We start from the raw sequence: 18,702 nt of genomic DNA, 5'->3' as shown, positions 1-18,702 counted from the left end.
ACATTATTTGCGGGCGGCCAGGACTTCGGCCGGCTGGACGATATTTTCCGCAGCCTTGTTCGACCAGGAATTGCGGGTATAGGTGATCACGGCGGCGATCTCGGTGTCGGACAATTGCGGCCAGGCCGGCATCGCGGTCGGGAACTTGCCGCTCTTCTGGCCGTGCAGCAAAATGTCGATCTGGTGCGCCTTGCTGCCCAAGACATTCGGCGAGCCGTCCAGTGCCGCAAACGCGGCCGGGATGCCCTTGCCGTTGACCTGATGGCAGGCCACGCAGTTGGCGGTGTAGACGGCTTCACCACGGGTTTTGAGTTCGTCGATGGTCCAGACCTTGGTCGGGTCGTCGGCCAGCGCCGCCATCTCTTTTTTCTTGCCTGCGACCCAGGCCGTGTAGTCGGCATCGGACACGACGCGCACGACGATCGGCATGAACGCGTGGTCCTTGCCGCACAGCTCGACGCAGTTGCCGCGGTACACGCCAGGCCGCTCGGCCTTGAACCAGCCGTCGCGCACGAAGCCGGGGATCGCATCCTGCTTGATGGCAAACGCCGGCACGGTCCAGGCGTGGATCACGTCGTTGGCCGTGAACACCATGCGGATCTTCTTGTTGACCGGCACGACCATCTCGTTATCGACTTCGAGCAGGTAGTTCTCGGTACGGGCCTCAGTGGGGGCGACGCCGGGCTCACCGATCTGCGAGCGTGGCGTGGACAGGTTTGACAGGAACGAGATGCCCTCGCCCTCGCCTTTCAGGTAGTCGTAGCCCCATTTCCACTGCATACCGGTGGCCTTGATGGTCAGGTCGGCATTGGACGTGTCTTTCAGGGCGACGACGGTCTTGGTGGCCGGCAGCGCCATCCCGATGACGATCAGGAACGGCACGATCGTCCAGGCGATTTCGACAGCGGTGGATTCGTGGAAGGTGGCCGGCTTGTGGCCGAGGGATTTGCGGTGCTTGAAGACCGAGTAGAACATGACGCCGAACACGGCGACGAAGATCACCAGGCAGACGATCATCATCCAGATGTGCAAGCCGTAGATGTCGGCGCCGACGGCGGTGACCGGGGCCTGCATATTGAGCTGGTGCTCCTGAGGCCGGCCCGTCAGTTGCTGCGCCCAAGCAGGCGCAGAGCCAGCGGCGGCGCCGAGTACGGCACAGCCGTACAGCACGGCCCGAAGTCGCGTTGCATATGTCATGTATGTCCCCAACCACCCAAAAAATAAGAATTATTTTTAAACGGTCAGCCATTCCACGAACGAACGACGCCGCTCCGTGCTGGCCGCAGAACACCGATGCCGTGCCGGGGCATCTCTGCGGCTGCTGCAATTCTTTTTCTGTTTCTGTTTTGACTCTGTTTCGCGGCTTGCGATGCCGCTTTTTCAAGCGATTCTATCGGCTAGACGTGAAAAATAGCAATTGATTATATCTAAAGCACTAATTTTTATTCAAGGAATATCGGGGGCCCCGCCAATCTGCCCGTGCACGGCGACGCCGTTACGGCTTGCGTGGCTGGAAGCGGACGATCGATTCGCCAGCTGCCGTCTGGCGCGGGGCCGGGCGAAACGCGTGCCCATAGATCACTTCGAACGTCAGGCCCAGCTTGCCATCGGGGAGGCGCTGCGCCTCGAGCGCAGCGAGCACACGCTGCCAGGCCGCACGGCCAATCAAGCCGCGCCGGCGCGATTCGAGCGGATTGCCGCCCAGTGCGCGCACATCGCGCAGCAGCGCCTGTGGCGTGTCGTAGGTGACCGTGATGCGCTCCATGTCCATGACCGGTGTCGAAAAGCCCGCCTCGACCAGCTGATCGCCGAAATCGTGCATGTCGACAAATGGCAACGTGTGCGGGTAGGCATCCAGCGCCGCAAATGCCGTGCGCAGTTCGGTGAACGTGTCGGGACCGAAGCTGGAAAACATCAGCAAGCCCTCGACGCGCAGCACGCGGCGCCATTCGGCAAACACGCGGTCGGGCAGCGGATGCCAGTGCAATGCCAAGTTCGACCACAACAAATCGACCGAGTTCGGGCCGAGCGGCAGGTTGCCGTAGTCACCGCACAGAATGTCGACACCTGCCTTGGCCGGCATCAGCCGGCTCAATAACTGATTGAGCGAACCCGAGGCGCCCGGCTTTTTCGCCGCGCGCGCCATGGCGCCGGCGCCATCCAGGCCGACGATCTGCGCCGAGGGATAGGTCTTTTGCAGCAGGGCCAGGTCGCCCCCGGGGCCGCAGCCGGCGTCGAGCACTTGCTTCGGGATGATCTTCACCAGGGCCAGGCGCTCGTGCATGCGCGCGGCGATTTCGCGGCGCAGGAAATCCGACGACGCAATACGTTCGGGCCGCGCGAACAGGTTGCGCACACGCGACAGGTCAATGGGCGCGCTCAGCTTGGACGGGGATTGAGGAGATGCCATGGGATCGGATGCGTGATGAGATAATGTGGGCAGTTTAACCGTTTGTGGGACGCCGAGCCGATGCCGGACCTTCGCCCGCTGCCGATGCGCCTCGTGCACGCGCTGCTGGACGCGCTCCTGCCCTCATGCTGCGCACTCTGTGGCGGTCAGGCGCGGGCGGCGGTGTGCGCGGCTTGCGAGCAGGCGTATGTGGCGCCGGCGCCGCGTTGCCCCTGTTGCGCCAACCCGACCGGCGCGCTGGACAGCACACGGCATTGCGGCGCCTGTCTGGCGCAGGCGCCGCCCTTCGACGCCACCTGGGCAGCCTGTGATTACGCATCGCCGCTCGATAGCCTGGTGCTGCAGCTGAAGTTTGGCGCGCAACTGGCGCTGGCGCCGTGGATGGCGCGGGTGCTGCATGCGGCCATCGCGTCCGAGTCGCGGGCATTGCCCGACGTGCTGTGCCCGGTGCCGCTGGGCCCGGCACGCCTGATCGAGCGCGGCTACAACCAGGCGCTCGAAGTCGCGCGCCCACTGGCCCGCGCGCTGGGCGTACCGGTCGTCCCGCAACTGCTGCACCGGCTGCGCGAGACAGCGCCGCAATCGGGCGCCGCACCAGGCGACCGGCGCAGGAACGTGCGGGGCGCGTTTGGCGTGAGCAGCACGTTCGACGTACATGGCCGGCATGTGGGCGTGGTCGACGATGTCATGTCGAGCGGCCACACGCTGGCAGAAATTGCCGCCGTATTGAAACGGGCGGGCGCCGCGCGCGTGACGAACATCGTCTTCGCGCGCACCCCGCCGCATGGATAAGCCTCATCATCAAGGAGAAGCACGTTGTTCCACGTCGTCCTGGTCGAACCAGAAATCCCGCCGAATACCGGCAATGTGATCCGCCTGTGCGCCAACACTGGCGTGCAACTGCACCTGATCGAGCCGCTCGGCTTTCCGCTGGACGACGCCAAGATGCGCCGCGCCGGGCTCGATTACCACGACTACGCGACGATGAAGGTGCACAAGGACTGGGATGCGTTTCTGGCGGACACCCAACCCGATCCGGCGCGCATGTTCGCCCTGACCACGCACGGCTCGGCGCCCTTCGCCGAGGCCCACTTCCAGCCGGGCGACGTATTCGTGTTCGGCCCGGAATCGCGCGGCCTGCCCCCTGCCCTGCGCGAGACCTTCCCACCCGCCCAGCGCATCCGCTTGCCGATGCGACCCGACAACCGTAGCCTGAACCTGTCCAATACCGTGGCAGTCGTCGTCTACGAAGCCTGGCGCCAGAACGGCTACGCCGGCGGCGCCTGAACCGGCGTTACTGCCTCGAAGGCTTCGAGCAGACCGGCGCGCGCCAGCAGGTCGATGGCTTCATCGACCCGGCGTGGTGCGGCGGCGTCGAGTTGCTCGCGGTCGTCGCCAACCAGCGCGCGCATCTGCTGCGGCACGATGACCAGGTCGATGAAGCGCTGCGCGACGGCCGTGGCCGCTGCGGCCTGGTCTTGCGCCGGCCCGGCCAGCGCGTCAACGATGCTCGCCACGCCGCTGTCGCGTCCAGACTGGTCCACCATCCGCGACAATTCTGGTAGCCGCTGCGCGGTCGTCAAACAGACCCGCAGCAGCGCCACCGACTCTTCCGTGAGCGCCTGCTGCAGCAGATGCAGCCCCACTGCGCGCAAGCGTTCCCGTATCGACATGGCAGGCGCCAGGTCGGGCGCAGCCGGCGCCGTGCCCTCAAGCGCGCGGTGCACGACCGCGCTGAACAACGCATCCTTGTTAGCGTAGCGCGCGTACAGCGTTGCCTTGCCGGCGCCCGCCATGGCGACGACCTGGTCGCAGCTCGTTGCATCGAAACCCGCGCGCAGGAACAGGGTTGTCGCTGCGTCGAGGATGCGGCGGTCCACTTCGCCAGCATGCTCGGCAGATGGCCGGCCACCGCGCTTACGTGTGGCTGGCGCTGGTTCTGGCTCCTGCAGGTTGGATGTCACGCGCATGGCAAAATAGTCATCATAATAAACTGAACTGAATGGTATAGTTCAGTTTCTGGACTCTCAATCAAAGGTGAAGCGATGGACATGCGTTTGAAATTTCTATCTGACAATATGAGGGCCATTGATTTTGGCATGCTCTCGACCCGCACCGAAGGCGGCGCTTTCGCCAGCCGGCCCATGAGCAACAACGGCGAGGTCGATTATGACGGGGACAGCTACTTTTTCACCTACGACCAGGCCCGTACGGTGGCGGACATCGAGGGCGACGCAGCGGTCGGTCTGACCTTTACCGGTGCCCCTGGACCACATGGGCAGCCACCGCTGTTCATCGCGGTACAAGGCAACGCGGAACTGATTCGCGACAAAGCCATGTTTGCAGAGCACTGGACGGCAGGGCTCGACCATTGGTTCGAGCAAGGCGTCGACACGCCGGGATTGGTCATGATACGCGTTCGCGCCGCCCGAATCCACTATTGGAGCAGCGCCGACCAGGGCGAGATCGTTCTGTAAAACCCAAAAGGACCTGGGCCGCGCCGGCCCTGCCCACTGCCCCATCACCGACTTGACAGGCCCGCCATGCACACTGCAATCGACGCATTTCCCATCCATATTCCAGACGCCGACCTGACCGACCTTGCCGACCGCCTGGCGCGCACGCGCTGGCCCGATACCGAGACCGTCAACGACACCTCGCAGGGCCCGCAACTGGCCCGCATCCGCGCACTGGTGGAACGCTGGCAGGACGGTTACGACTGGCGCAGCACGGAAGCGGCGCTCAACGAATGGGGCAGCAGCCGTACCGTCATCGATGGGCTGGGCATTCACTTCCTGCATATCCGCTCACCGGAACCGAACGCGACCCCACTGCTGCTGACGCATGGCTGGCCGGGCTCCGTGCTGGAATTTCGCGAGCTGATCGGTCCGCTGACGCAGCCACAGGCGCATGGCGGCCTGGCGTCCGATGCATTCCATCTGGTGATTCCAGCCTTGCCCGGCTTTGGCTTTTCCGACAAGCCGACCGAACCGGGCTGGGGCGTGGGCCGCACGGCGCAGGCGTTTGCGGAATTGATGCGCCGCCTCGGCTATGGCGAGCGCTGGGTGGCGCAAGGTGGCGACTGGGGCGCGGCGGTCACGAGCGCCATGGCGCACATGCGCGTGCCGGGCCTGGCGGGCATCCACCTGAATATGGTGATGTTTCACCCGACCGAGCAGGAAATCGCTGACGCAACGCCAGAAGAACAGCGCATGCTCGACGATGCCGCGCGCTACGAAAAGGACTATTCGGGCTACATGAAGCTCCAGTGCACGCGCCCGCAATCGGTCGCGTTTGCGCTGGCCGACTCGCCGGTGGGCTTGGCCAGCTGGCTGTACGCGCTGTTCCAGGATGTGTCCGATACCGACGGCCAGCCGGAGCGCACGATCGCGCCGGACCGCCTGATCGACGACGTGATGATGTACTGGCTGACCAATACCGGACCCAGTTCGGCACGTTTTTACTGGGAAGGCGCACGCGAGATGGCGCGCGGCATGCCCACTGCCCCGCTGCCCCTGCCAGCCGGCATCAGCATGTTTCCAGGCGAGCAGATGCGGCTGTCGGAGCGATGGGCCGCATCGCGCTTCGCCGACCTGCGCTTCTTTGGCGAGGCCGAACGCGGTGGCCACTTCGCGGCGATGGAAAACCCGGCCACTTTCGTTGAGCATCTGCGCGCAACGTTCCGCACGATGCTCTGAGCAAATCAGCCCCGATGGCCGAACACGCCATCGGCAAACACCTGCGCATGAAACCGTTCGCCGATCAGCCGGTGCGTGGCAGCGTCCGGATGCAGCGCATCCGCCAGCGGCAGGTGCGCGTTGTCCGCGGCCCCATACAGCGCGCTGCCATCGAGGTAATGGATGTGCGCATCGGTCGCTGCCCGCTGCGCGACGATCCTCTGCAACTGCTCGCGGATCACACCCAGCGTCAGCTTGCCCTGACGCCGCTCGGCGTCGTTGCCCATCGCACGGAACAGGAGCCTGCCCTGCTCCATGGCCTTGCCATCGAACATGGTGGGCCCCGGCGTCGTTTCGTGGATCGGGCACCAGGTCGGCGAAATCACCAGCAGCGGCGTGCTCCGGTGCATCCCTTCGCGGATCGTGTCGAGAAAGCCGTGCACGGCCGGCCCGAACGCGCGCACGCGCATCAGGTCGGTGTTGACGAGGTTGATGCCGAGCTTCAGGCTGATCAGGTCCGCCGACAGATCGCGGATCGTGCGCGCCGTGAACGGATCGAGCAAGGCATTGCCGCCGAAGCCAAGATTGAACAGGTCGACGTTGGCCAGACCGGCAGCCACTGCAGGCCAGATGCCGGTCGGGTGGGTCGCATTCGAGCCCTGGCTGATCGAACTGCCATGGTGCAGCCAGCGGCGCTGGCTGCCTGCCAACAGCGGCGACACCGGCGCATCCGCGCGCAAACTCACCAGCTCGGTCGTCTCGTCATGCGGCAACCAGAGTTCGACGGTCTTGTCGCCCGCCGGCAGGTCGGTAAAGCGCAGCCAGTGCGGCTCGCCCGGATGTACCCGCGTTGCGCCGCTGATCATGTCGATCTCAAGGAGCTTGCCACCCGGCGCGCTCGCCTGGGCAAGCAGCTTCCCATCGACCACCAGATCAAAGATACCGTCGGGCCGCGGCACCATCTTGCCGTAGCGGCGCTTGGTTGGCAGCACCAGCGCCTCGACGACACGGGCCGTCGTCCGAAACACCAGCCGCACGCCGGATGGCTGCGCCGCAGCCAGCGCCAGTTGCACATCCAGGTGCTGCGCGAGCGCCCAGGCCGGCAAACGCTGCGGCAGCAGGCCGGCATCGGTGCGTTCGAGCTCGACCGCGCCATGGATCAGGTCTGCGGGAATGGGCGAGAGCGTGTACATCGACGTGCCCGTCATCAGGCACCTGCCGCTTCGCGGGTCAGCACCGTCAAGCCCTCCACCAGGCGATCGAGTTCTTCCACCGTGGTCGTCAACGCCACCGTGGCCCGCACGAGGCTGGCGGCGCCCACCGGCCGCTCCACCGTGAACACGCCAAAGCGCTCCAGCAGCGCCGCCTGCACGTCGCGCGCGCGCATGCCGTCGATCGTGAACGCCGCCAGCGCCGTGTCGCCCACCAACGGACTCATCAACTGTAGGCCCGGCAGGTCCGCCACGCGCTGCACCCAGTAATTCCTGAGCCACGCGAGCCGCGCGCCTTTTGCGGGGGAGCCGCCCAATTGCGCATGCACGTCCAGCGCCACCGGCGCCGCCATGATCGCGCTCATCGGCGGCATGCCGGCATGCAGGCGCCCCCGGATATCGTCCGCCGGATAATCGCGGTCGCCGAAGTGCGGCTCGATCCGGTCCAGGCGTGACGACCGGATGTACGCAAAGCCCAGCCCCGGCGGCGCGCCGATCCACTTGTGCAGGTTGAAGCCCGCGAAGTCGATGCCCATCGCTTGCACGTCGACGTCCAGCTGGCCCAGCGCATGCGCGCTGTCGACCAGCACATCGACGCCGCGCGCCCGCGCCAGTGCGGCGATCTCGCGCACCGGCACCGACTGGCCATTGGCCGGAAATACTTGCGAGAGCAAAAGCAATTTCAGCCCCGGCGTATCGCGGATCGCCGTCGCATACTGTTCCAGCAGCGCATCACCGGACAAGGGCAGCGTCAATTGCAGTTCGGTCGGCACCACGCCGCGCCGTCCTTCCAGCCACGCCATCGCATAGCGCATCGCCGGATAATCGAGGTTGCTCCACAGGACGCCGTCGCCCGGCGCCAGCCGGTGGTACTGGCCGATCAGCACCTGCATCGATTCGCTCGCGCTGCGCGTGAGCAGGATCTCATACGGTTCGGCGTTGATCAGCTTGGCCAGCCGCGCGCACAGCACCCCGCCATGCTCGAAGGCCTGCCTGCTCCGCAGGAACGGACTCAGATGATGATTCAGATAGTCGACCGATTCGACCAGCGCCGCCTGCACCGGCTGCGCCATCGCGCCAAAATAGCCGTGCTCAAGATTGACGATGCCGTCGGGCGCTGGCGGATACAGGCTGGCCAGTGCCGGCATCACAGGGAGTTTGGCCATGCGGGTCAGCCCCGGATCCGCGCCACTAATTTCGTGGTCGAGCGGTCATGCTTGAAGTCGATCGCCACCGCGCGCCCGCCATAGGCCAGCACGGCCTGCCCTTCGGGAATCTGGTCCATGACGTAGTCGCCGCCCTTGGCATAGATATCGGGCCGGCCTTCCTGCACCACTTCGAGCGCCGTCTGTTCGTCGAATTCGACCACCAGGCTGACCGATTCCAGCGAAGCCAGCACCGCCATGCGATCGGCCAGCGTGTTGTGCGGGCGGTCGTCGCCCTTGCCCAGCCGCTTGACGGACGCATCCGTGTTGACTGCCACCACGAGCGAGGCGCCCAGCTCGCGCGCCTGCGCCAGATAGGTCACGTGGCCACGGTGCAGGATGTCGAATACGCCGTTGGTCAGCACCACCGGCTTTGGCAGTGCGGCGATCCGCGCAGCCAGGTCGGCGCGCGTGCAGAGCTTGTTTTCAAATGAAGGCATGGGTATTCAGTGTCAGTGTTTGGGCAGTTCGTCGTCGGGTTCTTCATCGAGCGCCATCGACAATTCGGATGGCCGCGCCGCGCCGGCCGGCAGGCCCGGTTCCTTGCGCTCGCCCGATAGCTTGACCTGCAGGCGCAGGCCGTTAGCCGAGTCGGCATTGCGGATCGCTTCGTCGTAGCTGATGAAGCCTTTGTTGTACAGCTCGAACAAGGCCTGGTCGAACGTGCACATGCCGAGCTCGCGCGACTTGTGCATGATCTCCTTGATGCTCTGGAAGTTCCCTTTCAGGATCATCTCGGCAATCGTCGGCGTGTTGAGCAGGATTTCAATGGCGGCCTTGCGGCCCTTGCCGTCCTCGGTACGCACCAGGCGCTGCGAAACAATGGCGCGCAGGTTCGACGACAGGTCCATCAGCAGTTGGTTGCGCCGCTCTTCCGGGAAGAAGTTGATGATCCGGTCCATCGTCTGGTTGGCATTGTTCGCGTGCAGCGTGCCCAGGCACAGGTGGCCCGTTTCGGCGAACGCGATCGCGTGCTCCATCGTTTCGGTATCGCGGATCTCGCCGATCAGGATCACGTCCGGCGCCTGGCGCAGCGTGTTCTTCAGCGCGTTATGCCACGACAGCGTATCGACGCCCACTTCGCGGTGCGTGATCAGGCAATTCTTGTTCTTGTGGACGTATTCAACCGGGTCTTCCACCGTGATGATGTGGCCGGCCGAATTGTTGTTGCGGTAGTCGATCATCGCCGCCAGCGTCGTCGACTTGCCCGAACCGGTGCCGCCAACGACCAGCACCAGGCCGCGCTTGGTCATCACGACATCCTTGAGCACCTCGGGCAGGTCGAGCTTTTCAAAGTTGGGGATCTCGGACGAGATGGTGCGCACGACCATGCCGACGCTTTGCTGCTGCACGTAGACGTTGACGCGAAAGCGGCACACGTTGGGCAGCGAGATCGCGAAATTGCACTCCATCTCTGTTTCGAACTCGGCGCGCTGACGCTCGTTCATCAGCGAGACCGCGAGCGCGCGCGTGACTTCGCCGCTCAGGCGCTGCTGGCTGAGGGCTTTCATGGCGCCCTGGTATTTCATGCTCGGCGGGAAATCAGCCGAGATGAAGAGGTCGGAGCCGCCCTGGTGATGCATCACCGTGAGCAGTTTATGGATATAGACCTGGGCTTCCGCCGGGCCAAACGTGGTGGACATGCGGGCCTTTCAGAAAAGATGCATAGGCGGAGCCTATCAAGAGATTATATCGACTATCATTCTCGCTACACCATTATTTCATGGCGCGCGCCCTGCTGCCCCGCTCTCGCGAGGCGCCGGCAGCGCGCCTTGCCGAGACGCCTACCATGACCCTGACCGAGTTGAAATACATTGTCGCCGTCGCCCGCGCCAAGCACTTCGGCCACGCGGCCGAAGCCTGTTTCGTGGCCCAGCCCACGCTGTCGGTCGCCATCAAGAAGCTGGAAGACGAGCTGGGCGTGCTGCTGTTCGAGCGCGGCGGCTCCGAAGTCTCCGTCACGCCCCTGGGCGCCCAGATCGTGGCGCAGGCCGAGCGCGTGCTGGAGCAGACCGCTGCCATCAAGGAACTGGCCAAACAGAACAAGGATCCGCTGGCGGGCCCGCTGCGCCTGGGGGTGATCTACACGATCGGCCCGTACCTGCTGCCGCCACTGGTCAAAAACCTGATCGAGACGGTGCCGCAGATGCCGCTGGTGCTGCAAGAGAATTTCACGCACAAGCTGCTCGAACTGCTGCGCCAGGGCGAGCTCGACGCCGCGATCATGGCGCTGCCGCTGCCGGACCACGGCATGGCGGTGCAGCCGCTGTACGACGAGCCATTCATCGTGGCGATGCCCAAACACCACCCGTGGGCCAAGCGCAAGGAAATTTCGGCCGAAGACCTGAAAAGCGAAACGATGCTGCTGCTCGGTGCGGGCCACTGCTTCCGCGACCAGGTACTGGAAGTGTGTCCGGAAATGGCGCGCTTCTCGGCGCCGGGCGGTGGCACCGGCATGCAGCGCACGTTCGAAGGCTCGTCGCTGGAAACGATCCGCCATATGGTTGCCAGCGGCATCGGCCTGACGGTGCTGCCGCGTGCGTCGGTCACCGACCTGAGCGAGTCGAACGGCTTGCTGGCCTATGTGCCGTTCACCAGGCCGGCGCCGTCGCGCCGCGTCGTGATCGCCTGGCGCAAGAGCTTCACCCGCCGCGCCGCCATCGATGCGGTGATGCAGGCGGTGAGTGAATGTCATCTGGCCGGCGTGGAGATGATCACGTACGAGGCGGCGGCGTAGCGTCAGTCCAGACGACTGGCGGCGCTGGCAGCGCGGGTGTAACGGCTTTGGCGGTCTCGTCTACATCGGCCGCATCGCCGTTGGCCGCAGACCCGCCCCTGACCGCCTCGAGCTGCGACGGCGAGAACACGATGGTCTGGGTCGGGAACGCCAGGCTGATGTCAGCCGCTTCCAGCCGCTCGAAGATCGTCAGCAGCAGCTTTTCGCGAATGATCACCTGCGTGTCGAACTCGTGCACATCGATGTGGGAAAACACCTCGATATTGAAGGCGCGCTCGCTGATGCTGCCCAGGCGCGCGCGGTGCCCTTCCGCCATGTTCTTTTCTTCGGCGAGAACTTGCTGGACGATGGAAATCGCTTCCTTCAGCTTGGCCGACGAGTTGCCATAAGCGATCGCGATCACCGGATTGAACAGGAACCGGTCGCGCGCAGCGTAGTTTTCGATCTGGCGCGCCGACAGGTCGCCATTCGGAATCGTCACCACCGTGCGCTCGTTGGTGCGGATGCGGGTCGAGCGGATGCCGACGTCTTCCACGGTGCCCACCACGTCGCCGACCTTGATGAAGTCGCCCACCTGCATCGGGCGGTCGGCGATCACGGTCACGCTGCCGACCAGGTTTTCCACCGTCTTCTGGGCGCCCAGCGCCAGCGCGATACCACCGATACCGAGCGCCGCAATACCCGTCGTGACGTCGATGCCGAAGGTGCTCAGGATCGCAATGCACGAAAACGCCAGCAGGATCACCTTGGCGGCGCGGCGCGCCAGCGTGATGACCGAAATGACCTGGCGCCGCTGGCTGCGCTGCATGCGGGCGATCGCCAGTTCCGAGATCGCATCGACCAGCCGCAGGCCGAACCACACCAGCGCGATGACGGAAACGATGCCGGTGTAGCGCAGCAAGGTCTGGCGCGCCACGATCGACACCGGCAGCTGCTCGGCCCAGTTGTAGAACACGCCGACAGCGATCAACAGGCTCACCGGCGGCAACGCCGCCTCGAAGAAGCGGTACAGGCCATTGGCTTCCGGATCGGGCACGAGTTTGCGCATGCAGAACACGATCAGTGCCGACAGCATCCACAAGCCGCCGAATACCAGCACGCCAAGGCCCAGCAGCAGCGCCCAATCCTTCAGCGGCGCGCCGGCGACGACGACCTGGTCGGCCGCAGGCTCGGTGACCACGGGCGCGCGCTTGGTGGCTGCGGTGATCTGGGTGAGCGTCTCGCGCGAGACGCGCCACACCTGGTGCTCGCCGTCCTGCCCTTTCGTGAGCAGCACCGGGATTTTCTTGTCCTGGATGGCGATCTCACCGACGCGCTCCTGATCGACCGGCAAGTCGTCACTCACCTTGCCGTTGGGGTCGTTAGAGAGCGTGATGAAGGTGTCGAGCGTGCCGCCATCGTCCAGCACCGCATGGAACGCGCGCGCTTGCTCCACCGCGTTGGTACGCTGGCGCGAGCTGGTTGCTGGCGGCAAGTCGAAGTACAACGCGGTGCGATCGTAGTCGGATTGGCCAAGCGCGCCAAGCAGGCCGGAGACCATGGAGCGCGGGGTCTCGCGCTTGAGCGGATCGGGGACGGCGGGTTCAGCGGCGGCGGGGGCCTCGGCATCCTGGCCGGCGGCAAACGCCGGCGGTTGGGTCAGCCCCAGCAATAATGCCAGGGACAGCGAGACCAGTAATCTCATGGAAAATATTCTATTCAAAACGACTCCTTGCACGTGTTTGATCGCATGGCGCATGGCGCGGCCCGGGCGGGAGTGACGGTGCGGACACCGCGACATCCGCGGGATGGCAAGCGACTGGTGCGTCGCATTCCTGGCAAGCGCGCACGGGTAATGGCGCGCCTGTCGATGCGCGGCGATGCACATGCCGTGCCGGGGCAAATGCGCTGGCCCGGACCTGCGATGCGATCGGTCTGGATGGCCGGACAGTGGTGCCCGGGAACCAAAGTCTAGCATCCTGCCGATGTCATGCCCGCACTATTGCTGGCAGCGCAAGGATGTCGCAGGCGATTGGCAATGAACGAGCGATATCGAATCGACGGCTTCGTTGAAAGGTGCTATTTTCACCGATAATTTATTTTCGGTAACAATCATGCAGACCACACCGGGCACGCGCCCGAGCTTCTTCACCTCCCCCACCTTCTGGCTCATCCTGCTCAATATGGGCGCCTGGGTGTATCTGGGCATGAACGGCGTCGACTGGATGTCGCCCAGCCCGGCCGACCTGACTGCCTGGGGCGGCAACCTTGGCCCCTACACTCTCACTGGCGACTGGACGAGGCTCGTCACGTCGATGTTCCTGCACGGCGGCGCGCTGCACCTGGGCCTGAACATGTTCATGCTGTCGCAGATCGGGCCATTGTCCGAGGCGGTCTGGGGCCGCACACGCTTTGCATTGCTCTATCTGTTGTCGGGCCTGTTCGGTGGGCTGGCCAGCGCCTGGTGGTATGCAGGCGTGGCCGTGCGCAACACGAGCTACGAGCTAGTGCCATCGGCCATGGGCTTCACGCCGCATTTCGCGACCACGGTCAGCATTGGCGCATCCGGCGCGCTGCTCGGCGCGTCCGGCGCCCTGCTGGTGCATGCGCTGTGCGCCGGCACGGCGGCGAAAATCGAATTGAAAGTCATCTTCCAGGTGGTGGTGCTGAATATCGGCATGGGCTTCTTGATGACCGGCACCGATAACGCGGCCCACGTCGGTGGCGCGCTGGCCGGGATCGCCATTGGCGCCTTGCTGATGCTGCCGGGGCGCGTGTTGCGGATCGGTACTGCGGTGCAGTCGGCAGTCGTGTTCGCCGTCAGCCTGGGCGTGCTGGTGGTGCTGGTCAGGCAGCCGCCGTCCGACCAGGTCAGCCGGATCGCGCACATCCTGCGTGCATCAGAGGTGCTCGCCGCGCAGCGCGACGCGGCGCGGGCCGTGAACCCGGAACGCCCGTAACGCCGTCCACGCGGCGCAAAATTGCGCTAAACGCGTGGGCGGGATACCCGCCCACCCTACGCCGCCCACACGTTCAACGTCACGTGGCATAGCGCGGGGCGAAATTGATTTGCGTTAGAGCAAATCCGTAGGGTGGACGGCTATGCCGTCCACGCGTTCAAAGCAACGCAACTAGGCCGATCAGCCTTGGCGGCGACGGGCCACCATCAAGCCACCCAGCAGCAGCGGCAGCATCAGCGCGATCGTCGACGGTTCCGGCACTTCGGCCACGATCGAGAACGTGTCGCCAGCGCGCATGCCAGTGGTATCGAGCAGCCAGTCGCTGCGGCCATTGACGAGCGTCGGGTTCCCGAACTGGAACTCGGCCGGCTCGCCATTGGCGAACGTGATCGCCGCGTTGTAGAACGAACTATTGACGCTGAGATCCTGCGAGAACGCGGTCACGGTGCCCGGCGCCGCGAAACGAATGCCCTGCAAGCCAAAGTTAAACTGCGGGAACGACATGCCGCTCAGGTTGAACACCATTGCGCTCAGGCTCAGCGGTCCAGCCAGGTCAGCTTCCTGCAGCACGAAGTTGAGCGTCGTGCCGGCAAAATTGCCCAGCGCCAGATCGAACGAGACAGCGCCGGCGGCGCTGTAGTCGGTCACGGCATTGCCGGCCGCACTGTTCGAGCTGACCAGCAGCGCCGCGTGGCTCGACGTCGAGAACGCCAGCGCAACCAGGCCGGCGGTAATGAATTTGTTGATGGTCATGGTGAATATCCTTGAATGAATACGGTGAAAATTACAGCGGACCCTTGGCCCATGGACCCGAGATTGCGAAGGTGATGCCCGGCGTCTGGATATTGACGAACAGGTAGCGGCCGGTCGGATCGAAGCAGGCGCCGGCAAATTCATTGCCGCGGCCATCGCCGGCCAGCGCCGTCGACTTGCCGGCGGCGGTCAGCTGGGCCGTCGTCAGGTTCACGTTGTTCTTGGCGAAGATGTAGGCGTCACCGGCGCCCGTCAGGCCCATCAGGCGCTGGCCGAAACCGAAGGAATCGGTGATCGGGCTGGACGAGTCTTCGCAGATCAGCAGGCCATCGCGCGGGCTGACGGCCAGGTTGTCGCCCATATTGCCGATCAGCGGGCTCGGGCTCGAGTAGATGCACTTGAGCGTCTGGCTGGCCAGGTCCAGCTCCCAGATCGCGCCACGGTTGACGGGGCCACCCGACGTGTCCATCACGTACAGCTTGCCCTTGGTGTAAAAGATGCCTTCGCCGCGGTTCATGCGCAGCGCGCCCTTGGCCCAGCCCTGGTTGAACGGACCGGCGGCATTGCTGATTGCCTGGCCGTTCAGGCCCACGCTGTTGCCGCGGTTGGCGTCCGGGTTCGGGATCGACACCCATTCCAGTTCGTACGTCAGGTCGACCGATGCAGTGGCCAGGTTGACGTTGTTGACGCCCTTGACCTTCGCCATCTCGAGCACGCCGCCGCGCGCCAGCGAACCGGCCGCACCGGTCTTGATGTCTGGCACGTAGCGGTAGAAGCCCGACTTGCCCGATGCATCTTCGGTCAGGTAGACATTGCAGTTGGTCGGATCGACGGCGGCGGCTTCGTGCGCGAAGCGGCCCATGTTCACGATCGGCTGACCGGTCGTCTGGCGCGGATCGACCGTCACTTCGAACACGTAGCCGTGCTTCTTGCCGCCGGCAGTGATCGCGTCGGAACCGACTTCTTCGCAGGTCAGCCACGTGCCCCACGGCGTGACGCCGCCGGCGCAGTTCTGCTGGGTGCCGCCCAGGCTTGGCGTCATGCTGACCCAGTCGCCGTCACGGAACACCAGATTGGTGGTGCCGCCGCACGAACGGTTGGTCGTGGTGGTGTTGATCGTGCCGCCGTCGTAGAAGCTGTAGGCGTTGATGAAATTGCCAGCTGCGCTGCTGGTGATTTCATGATTGCGCACCAACACCTGCTCGGTGCTGCGGCCGACCTTGCGGGTGGCGATCACGCCCATGCCGTCGTGGCCCGCCGGGCATGGCCGGCCGTCGGTCATGATGTCGCCCCGCCAGCCATAGCTCTTGTACGTGAAGCCAGGCGGCAGTTGCAGCAGCGGCAGGCCGGTGCTCAGGTCATTGGTCGGCGCGATCGGGCCGTACGGGCTGTCGACCAGCGCGGTGACGCCATTGGCGGCGGCAGCTTCACGGGCGTGCAGCGCGGCGAAGGCGCCAACGAATGGCAGCGCGCTGGCGCCGGCGATGCCCTTGAGCAGGTTGCGGCGCGACGGCGACGTGTCGTGGTTGTTCATGTGTACTTCTCCATTGATTGGACGTGCGAGCCGGTGGACCGGCATCTCGAATGTTGGCAGCGCCTGAGCGGCGGCCCGCCTGTCCTTACCACCCCGGCTTGGACCGATGCATTAAAGCAAACGATCATGTCAAGTTAATGACAACAAAAAGACAATTTTTTACCCTGCACGGTTGGTCGTGACATCTGCCTGTCATGCACATCGCATGCGGCCTGCTGCGGCAAGGGTGCGCCGCGCAGCGTCCCCAAACCGGCTAGAATTGCTGTCTTCCGATCAATATTTTTTGCGACAAAAAAGCGAACACATGAACAAGCTGGCGCTCTACTTTCGCCTGATCCGGGCCGACAAGCCGATCGGCATCCTGTTGCTGCTGTGGCCCACCCTGTGGGCGCTGTGGATGGCCTCGGGCGGCGTGCCGGCCCTCGATGTGCTGGCGATCTTCGTGATCGGCACGGCGCTGATGCGATCAGCCGGCTGCGCCATCAACGACTACGCCGACCGCGACTTCGACCGCCACGTCAAGCGCACGGTCGACCGCCCGCTCACGAGCGGCAAGATCCGGGGCTGGGAAGCGGTGATGGTCGCGGCCGTGCTGGCAATCGCGTCGTTCCTGCTGATCCTGCCGCTCAATGCGCTGACCAAGCAGTTGTCGGTGGTGGCCGTGGTGGTTGCCGGCACCTACCCGTATTTCAAGCGCTTCTTCGCCATTCCGCAGGCTTACCTGGGTATCGCGTTCGGCTTCGGCATCCCGATGGCGTTTGCCGCCGTGCAGGGCGCGGTCCCTAGCGTGGCCTGGTGGCTGCTGGTAGCGAACGTGTTCTGGGCGGTGGCCTACGACACCGCGTATGCGATGGTCGACCGCGATGACGACATCAAGCTGGGCATGCGGACGTCGGCGATCACCTTCGGGCGCTTCGACGTGGCCGCGATCATGCTGTGCTACGGCGCGTCGCTGGCCATCTTTTTGCTGTGCGGCTGGTCGCTGGGCCTGCGCTGGTGGTTCGTGGCCGGGGTGGCGGTGGCGGGCGCGATCGCGCTGTATCACTACACGCTGATCCGTCATCGCGACCGGATGAACTGCTTCAAGGCCTTCCGCCATAACAACTGGCTGGGGGCCGCACTGTTCATTGGTGTCGCACTAGATTATGCATTAGGTTAATATTATCCAAAATGCATTCATCGCTGCTGCTGCAGCGTGATCGACCACCAAACCAAGAGGCCCAATATGATCCAAAAAATCCCGACCCAGTCCAATACCCGCGACCAGCTGGTCGACGACCTGAAAAGCGTCATCGGCGACGCGGAATCGTGGCTGCGCAACGGCAGCCAGCTGACCGGCGAAGAGTTCAAGTCGGCCAAGGCCAAGTTCGAGCAGACGCTGGCCTCGGCCAAGGTCGGCCTGATCAACGCCGAAGAAACCGTGGTCGAGCGCACCAAGGTCGCCGCCAAGGCCACCGACGAATACGTCAAGGACAACCCATGGAAATCGGTTGGCCTGGGCGCTGCCATCGGTGTCGTCATCGGCATGCTGATCGTCCGTAAATAAGATGACGATCCCCGCGACCATTTCGCGCATCGGGGCCACGCTGCTGGCCATGCTGCGCACGCGGCTTGAGCTGGCGACGCTCGAACTGCAGGAAGAAACGCACCGCCTGTTCGGCTATGTGGCCTGGGGCATCGCGGCCGCCTTCTTCGGCCTGGTCGCGGTGCTGCTGCTGATTCTGTTCGTGCTGGTGCTGTTCTGGGATACACACCGCCTGCTCGCCGTCGGCGGTATGACGCTGCTGTTCGCGCTGGGCAGTGTGCTGGCGTTCTTCAAGGTCCGTGGCGACCTGACGAACCGTGGACCAATCATGGCTGCCACGCTGGCCGAACTGCGCAAGGATGCGCAAGCTGTCAAAGGAGAGCCGATCGATGACGTCAAAATCTGAACCACTGGCGGTGCGCCGCCGCTTGCTGGCCGCGCAATGCGCCGAACAGCGCGCCCAGATGTCGGCCGACGTGACGCTGCTGCGCACGCCGTCGGCGATGGGCGGCACCACGGGCTACGTGGTGCAGCACAAGAAAGCCATCCTGACCGCCGCCGGCGTCGGGGTTGGCATCCTGCTGACCAAGCCGACCTGGGTGGTAGGTGCGATCACGGCAGCGTTGTCGGCCTACAAGCTGGCGCAGAAGGTGCTGCCCGTATTAGGGTGGCGGAAGTTCGAAGTACATTGAACGGTTTGCGGTTCGCGAA

The 18,702-nt window shown here is 64.6% G+C and carries 20 protein-coding genes; 10 read left to right on the top strand and 10 right to left on the bottom strand.

What is annotated here, in order from left to right:
• Positions 1-3: 3 nt before the first annotated feature.
• Both coxB and HD842_RS21040 read right to left on the bottom strand, forming a co-directional pair.
• Positions 4-1,197, bottom strand: coding sequence for a cytochrome c oxidase subunit II (gene coxB / locus HD842_RS21045; protein ID WP_183557010.1), 1,194 nt, complete (start codon positions 1,195-1,197; stop codon positions 4-6).
• Between the two features lie 298 nt (positions 1,198-1,495).
• Positions 1,496-2,410, bottom strand: a complete 915-nt coding sequence (locus HD842_RS21040; RefSeq protein ID WP_183557008.1) for a methyltransferase domain-containing protein — start codon at positions 2,408-2,410, stop codon at positions 1,496-1,498.
• 60 nt (positions 2,411-2,470) lie between these two features.
• On the opposite strand from HD842_RS21040, the gene HD842_RS21035 reads away from it, so the two are divergent.
• A complete protein-coding gene (locus tag HD842_RS21035) occupies positions 2,471-3,202 on the top strand; it encodes a ComF family protein (RefSeq protein WP_183557006.1) in 732 nt (243 codons plus the stop codon).
• 24 nt (positions 3,203-3,226) lie between these two features.
• Positions 3,227-3,697, top strand: a complete 471-nt coding sequence (gene trmL, locus HD842_RS21030; RefSeq protein ID WP_183557004.1) for a tRNA (uridine(34)/cytosine(34)/5-carboxymethylaminomethyluridine(34)-2'-O)-methyltransferase TrmL — start codon at positions 3,227-3,229, stop codon at positions 3,695-3,697.
• Here the strand turns inward: trmL and HD842_RS21025 are convergent.
• Positions 3,679-4,380, bottom strand: coding sequence for a TetR/AcrR family transcriptional regulator (locus tag HD842_RS21025; protein ID WP_183557002.1), 702 nt, complete (start codon positions 4,378-4,380; stop codon positions 3,679-3,681). The genes trmL and HD842_RS21025 overlap by 19 nt on opposite strands.
• Before the next feature lie 75 nt (positions 4,381-4,455).
• On the opposite strand from HD842_RS21025, the gene HD842_RS21020 reads away from it, so the two are divergent.
• On the top strand, positions 4,456-4,887 hold the full coding sequence (locus HD842_RS21020; RefSeq protein WP_183557000.1) for a pyridoxamine 5'-phosphate oxidase family protein: 432 nt from the start codon (positions 4,456-4,458) through the stop codon (positions 4,885-4,887).
• Between the two features lie 66 nt (positions 4,888-4,953).
• Positions 4,954-6,108, top strand: coding sequence for an epoxide hydrolase family protein (locus HD842_RS21015; protein ID WP_183556998.1), 1,155 nt, complete (start codon positions 4,954-4,956; stop codon positions 6,106-6,108).
• 5 nt (positions 6,109-6,113) lie between these two features.
• Here HD842_RS21015 and HD842_RS21010 read toward each other — a convergent pair whose 3' ends face one another.
• The 4 genes from HD842_RS21010 to HD842_RS20995 are packed head-to-tail and all read right to left on the bottom strand — an operon-like array spanning position 6,114 to position 10,146.
• Positions 6,114-7,295: an SGNH/GDSL hydrolase family protein gene (locus tag HD842_RS21010; protein ID WP_183556996.1), complete on the bottom strand. Its 1,182-nt coding sequence runs from the start codon at positions 7,293-7,295 to the stop codon at positions 6,114-6,116.
• Positions 7,295-8,464, bottom strand: coding sequence for an aminotransferase class V-fold PLP-dependent enzyme (locus HD842_RS21005; protein WP_183556994.1), 1,170 nt, complete (start codon positions 8,462-8,464; stop codon positions 7,295-7,297). The genes HD842_RS21010 and HD842_RS21005 overlap by 1 nt, the downstream gene beginning before the upstream one ends.
• Positions 8,465-8,469: 5 nt before the next feature.
• Positions 8,470-8,943, bottom strand: coding sequence for a D-glycero-beta-D-manno-heptose 1-phosphate adenylyltransferase (gene rfaE2 / locus HD842_RS21000; RefSeq protein WP_183556992.1), 474 nt, complete (start codon positions 8,941-8,943; stop codon positions 8,470-8,472).
• 12 nt (positions 8,944-8,955) lie between these two features.
• Entirely contained in the window at positions 8,956-10,146 is a 1,191-nt protein-coding gene (locus HD842_RS20995) for a PilT/PilU family type 4a pilus ATPase (RefSeq protein ID WP_183556990.1), read from the bottom strand.
• Positions 10,147-10,292: 146 nt separating this feature from the next.
• Here HD842_RS20995 and HD842_RS20990 point away from each other — a divergent pair, with 146 nt between their 5' ends.
• Positions 10,293-11,240, top strand: a complete 948-nt coding sequence (locus tag HD842_RS20990; RefSeq protein WP_183556988.1) for a LysR substrate-binding domain-containing protein — start codon at positions 10,293-10,295, stop codon at positions 11,238-11,240.
• Here the strand turns inward: HD842_RS20990 and HD842_RS20985 are convergent.
• Positions 11,218-12,924, bottom strand: a complete 1,707-nt coding sequence (locus tag HD842_RS20985) for a mechanosensitive ion channel family protein (protein WP_183556986.1) — start codon at positions 12,922-12,924, stop codon at positions 11,218-11,220. The genes HD842_RS20990 and HD842_RS20985 overlap by 23 nt on opposite strands.
• A 409-nt stretch (positions 12,925-13,333) precedes the next feature.
• Here HD842_RS20985 and HD842_RS20980 point away from each other — a divergent pair, with 409 nt between their 5' ends.
• Positions 13,334-14,179: a rhomboid family intramembrane serine protease gene (locus HD842_RS20980; RefSeq protein WP_183556984.1), complete on the top strand. Its 846-nt coding sequence runs from the start codon at positions 13,334-13,336 to the stop codon at positions 14,177-14,179.
• A 180-nt stretch (positions 14,180-14,359) separates the two neighbouring features.
• Here HD842_RS20980 and HD842_RS20975 read toward each other — a convergent pair whose 3' ends face one another.
• Entirely contained in the window at positions 14,360-14,932 is a 573-nt protein-coding gene (locus HD842_RS20975) for a PEP-CTERM sorting domain-containing protein (protein ID WP_183556982.1), read from the bottom strand.
• 31 nt (positions 14,933-14,963) lie between these two features.
• Positions 14,964-16,466, bottom strand: coding sequence for a PhoX family protein (locus HD842_RS20970; RefSeq protein ID WP_183556980.1), 1,503 nt, complete (start codon positions 16,464-16,466; stop codon positions 14,964-14,966).
• A gap of 304 nt (positions 16,467-16,770) precedes the next feature.
• Here HD842_RS20970 and ubiA point away from each other — a divergent pair, with 304 nt between their 5' ends.
• From ubiA to HD842_RS20950, 4 genes are all read left to right on the top strand, one after another.
• The gene (gene ubiA / locus HD842_RS20965; protein WP_183556978.1) at positions 16,771-17,625 is read left to right on the top strand and encodes a 4-hydroxybenzoate octaprenyltransferase; all 855 of its coding nucleotides are present in this window, start codon (positions 16,771-16,773) and stop codon (positions 17,623-17,625) included.
• A 66-nt stretch (positions 17,626-17,691) separates the two neighbouring features.
• Complete coding sequence (locus tag HD842_RS20960) at positions 17,692-18,012, top strand: DUF883 family protein (protein ID WP_183556976.1); 321 nt, start codon at positions 17,692-17,694, stop codon at positions 18,010-18,012.
• 1 nt (position 18,013) lies between these two features.
• Positions 18,014-18,397, top strand: a complete 384-nt coding sequence (locus HD842_RS20955; RefSeq protein WP_183556975.1) for a phage holin family protein — start codon at positions 18,014-18,016, stop codon at positions 18,395-18,397.
• Positions 18,381-18,683, top strand: a complete 303-nt coding sequence (locus tag HD842_RS20950) for a hypothetical protein (RefSeq protein ID WP_183556973.1) — start codon at positions 18,381-18,383, stop codon at positions 18,681-18,683. The genes HD842_RS20955 and HD842_RS20950 overlap by 17 nt, the downstream gene beginning before the upstream one ends.
• Positions 18,684-18,702 lie beyond the last annotated feature (19 nt).

The sequence above is a fragment of the Massilia aurea genome, assembly GCF_014200505.1.
Classification (GTDB): domain Bacteria; phylum Pseudomonadota; class Gammaproteobacteria; order Burkholderiales; family Burkholderiaceae_D; genus Telluria; species Telluria aurea_B.
The sequence above is the reverse complement of the archived record's forward strand: the minus strand, read 5'-3'. Positions and strand labels throughout refer to the sequence as shown.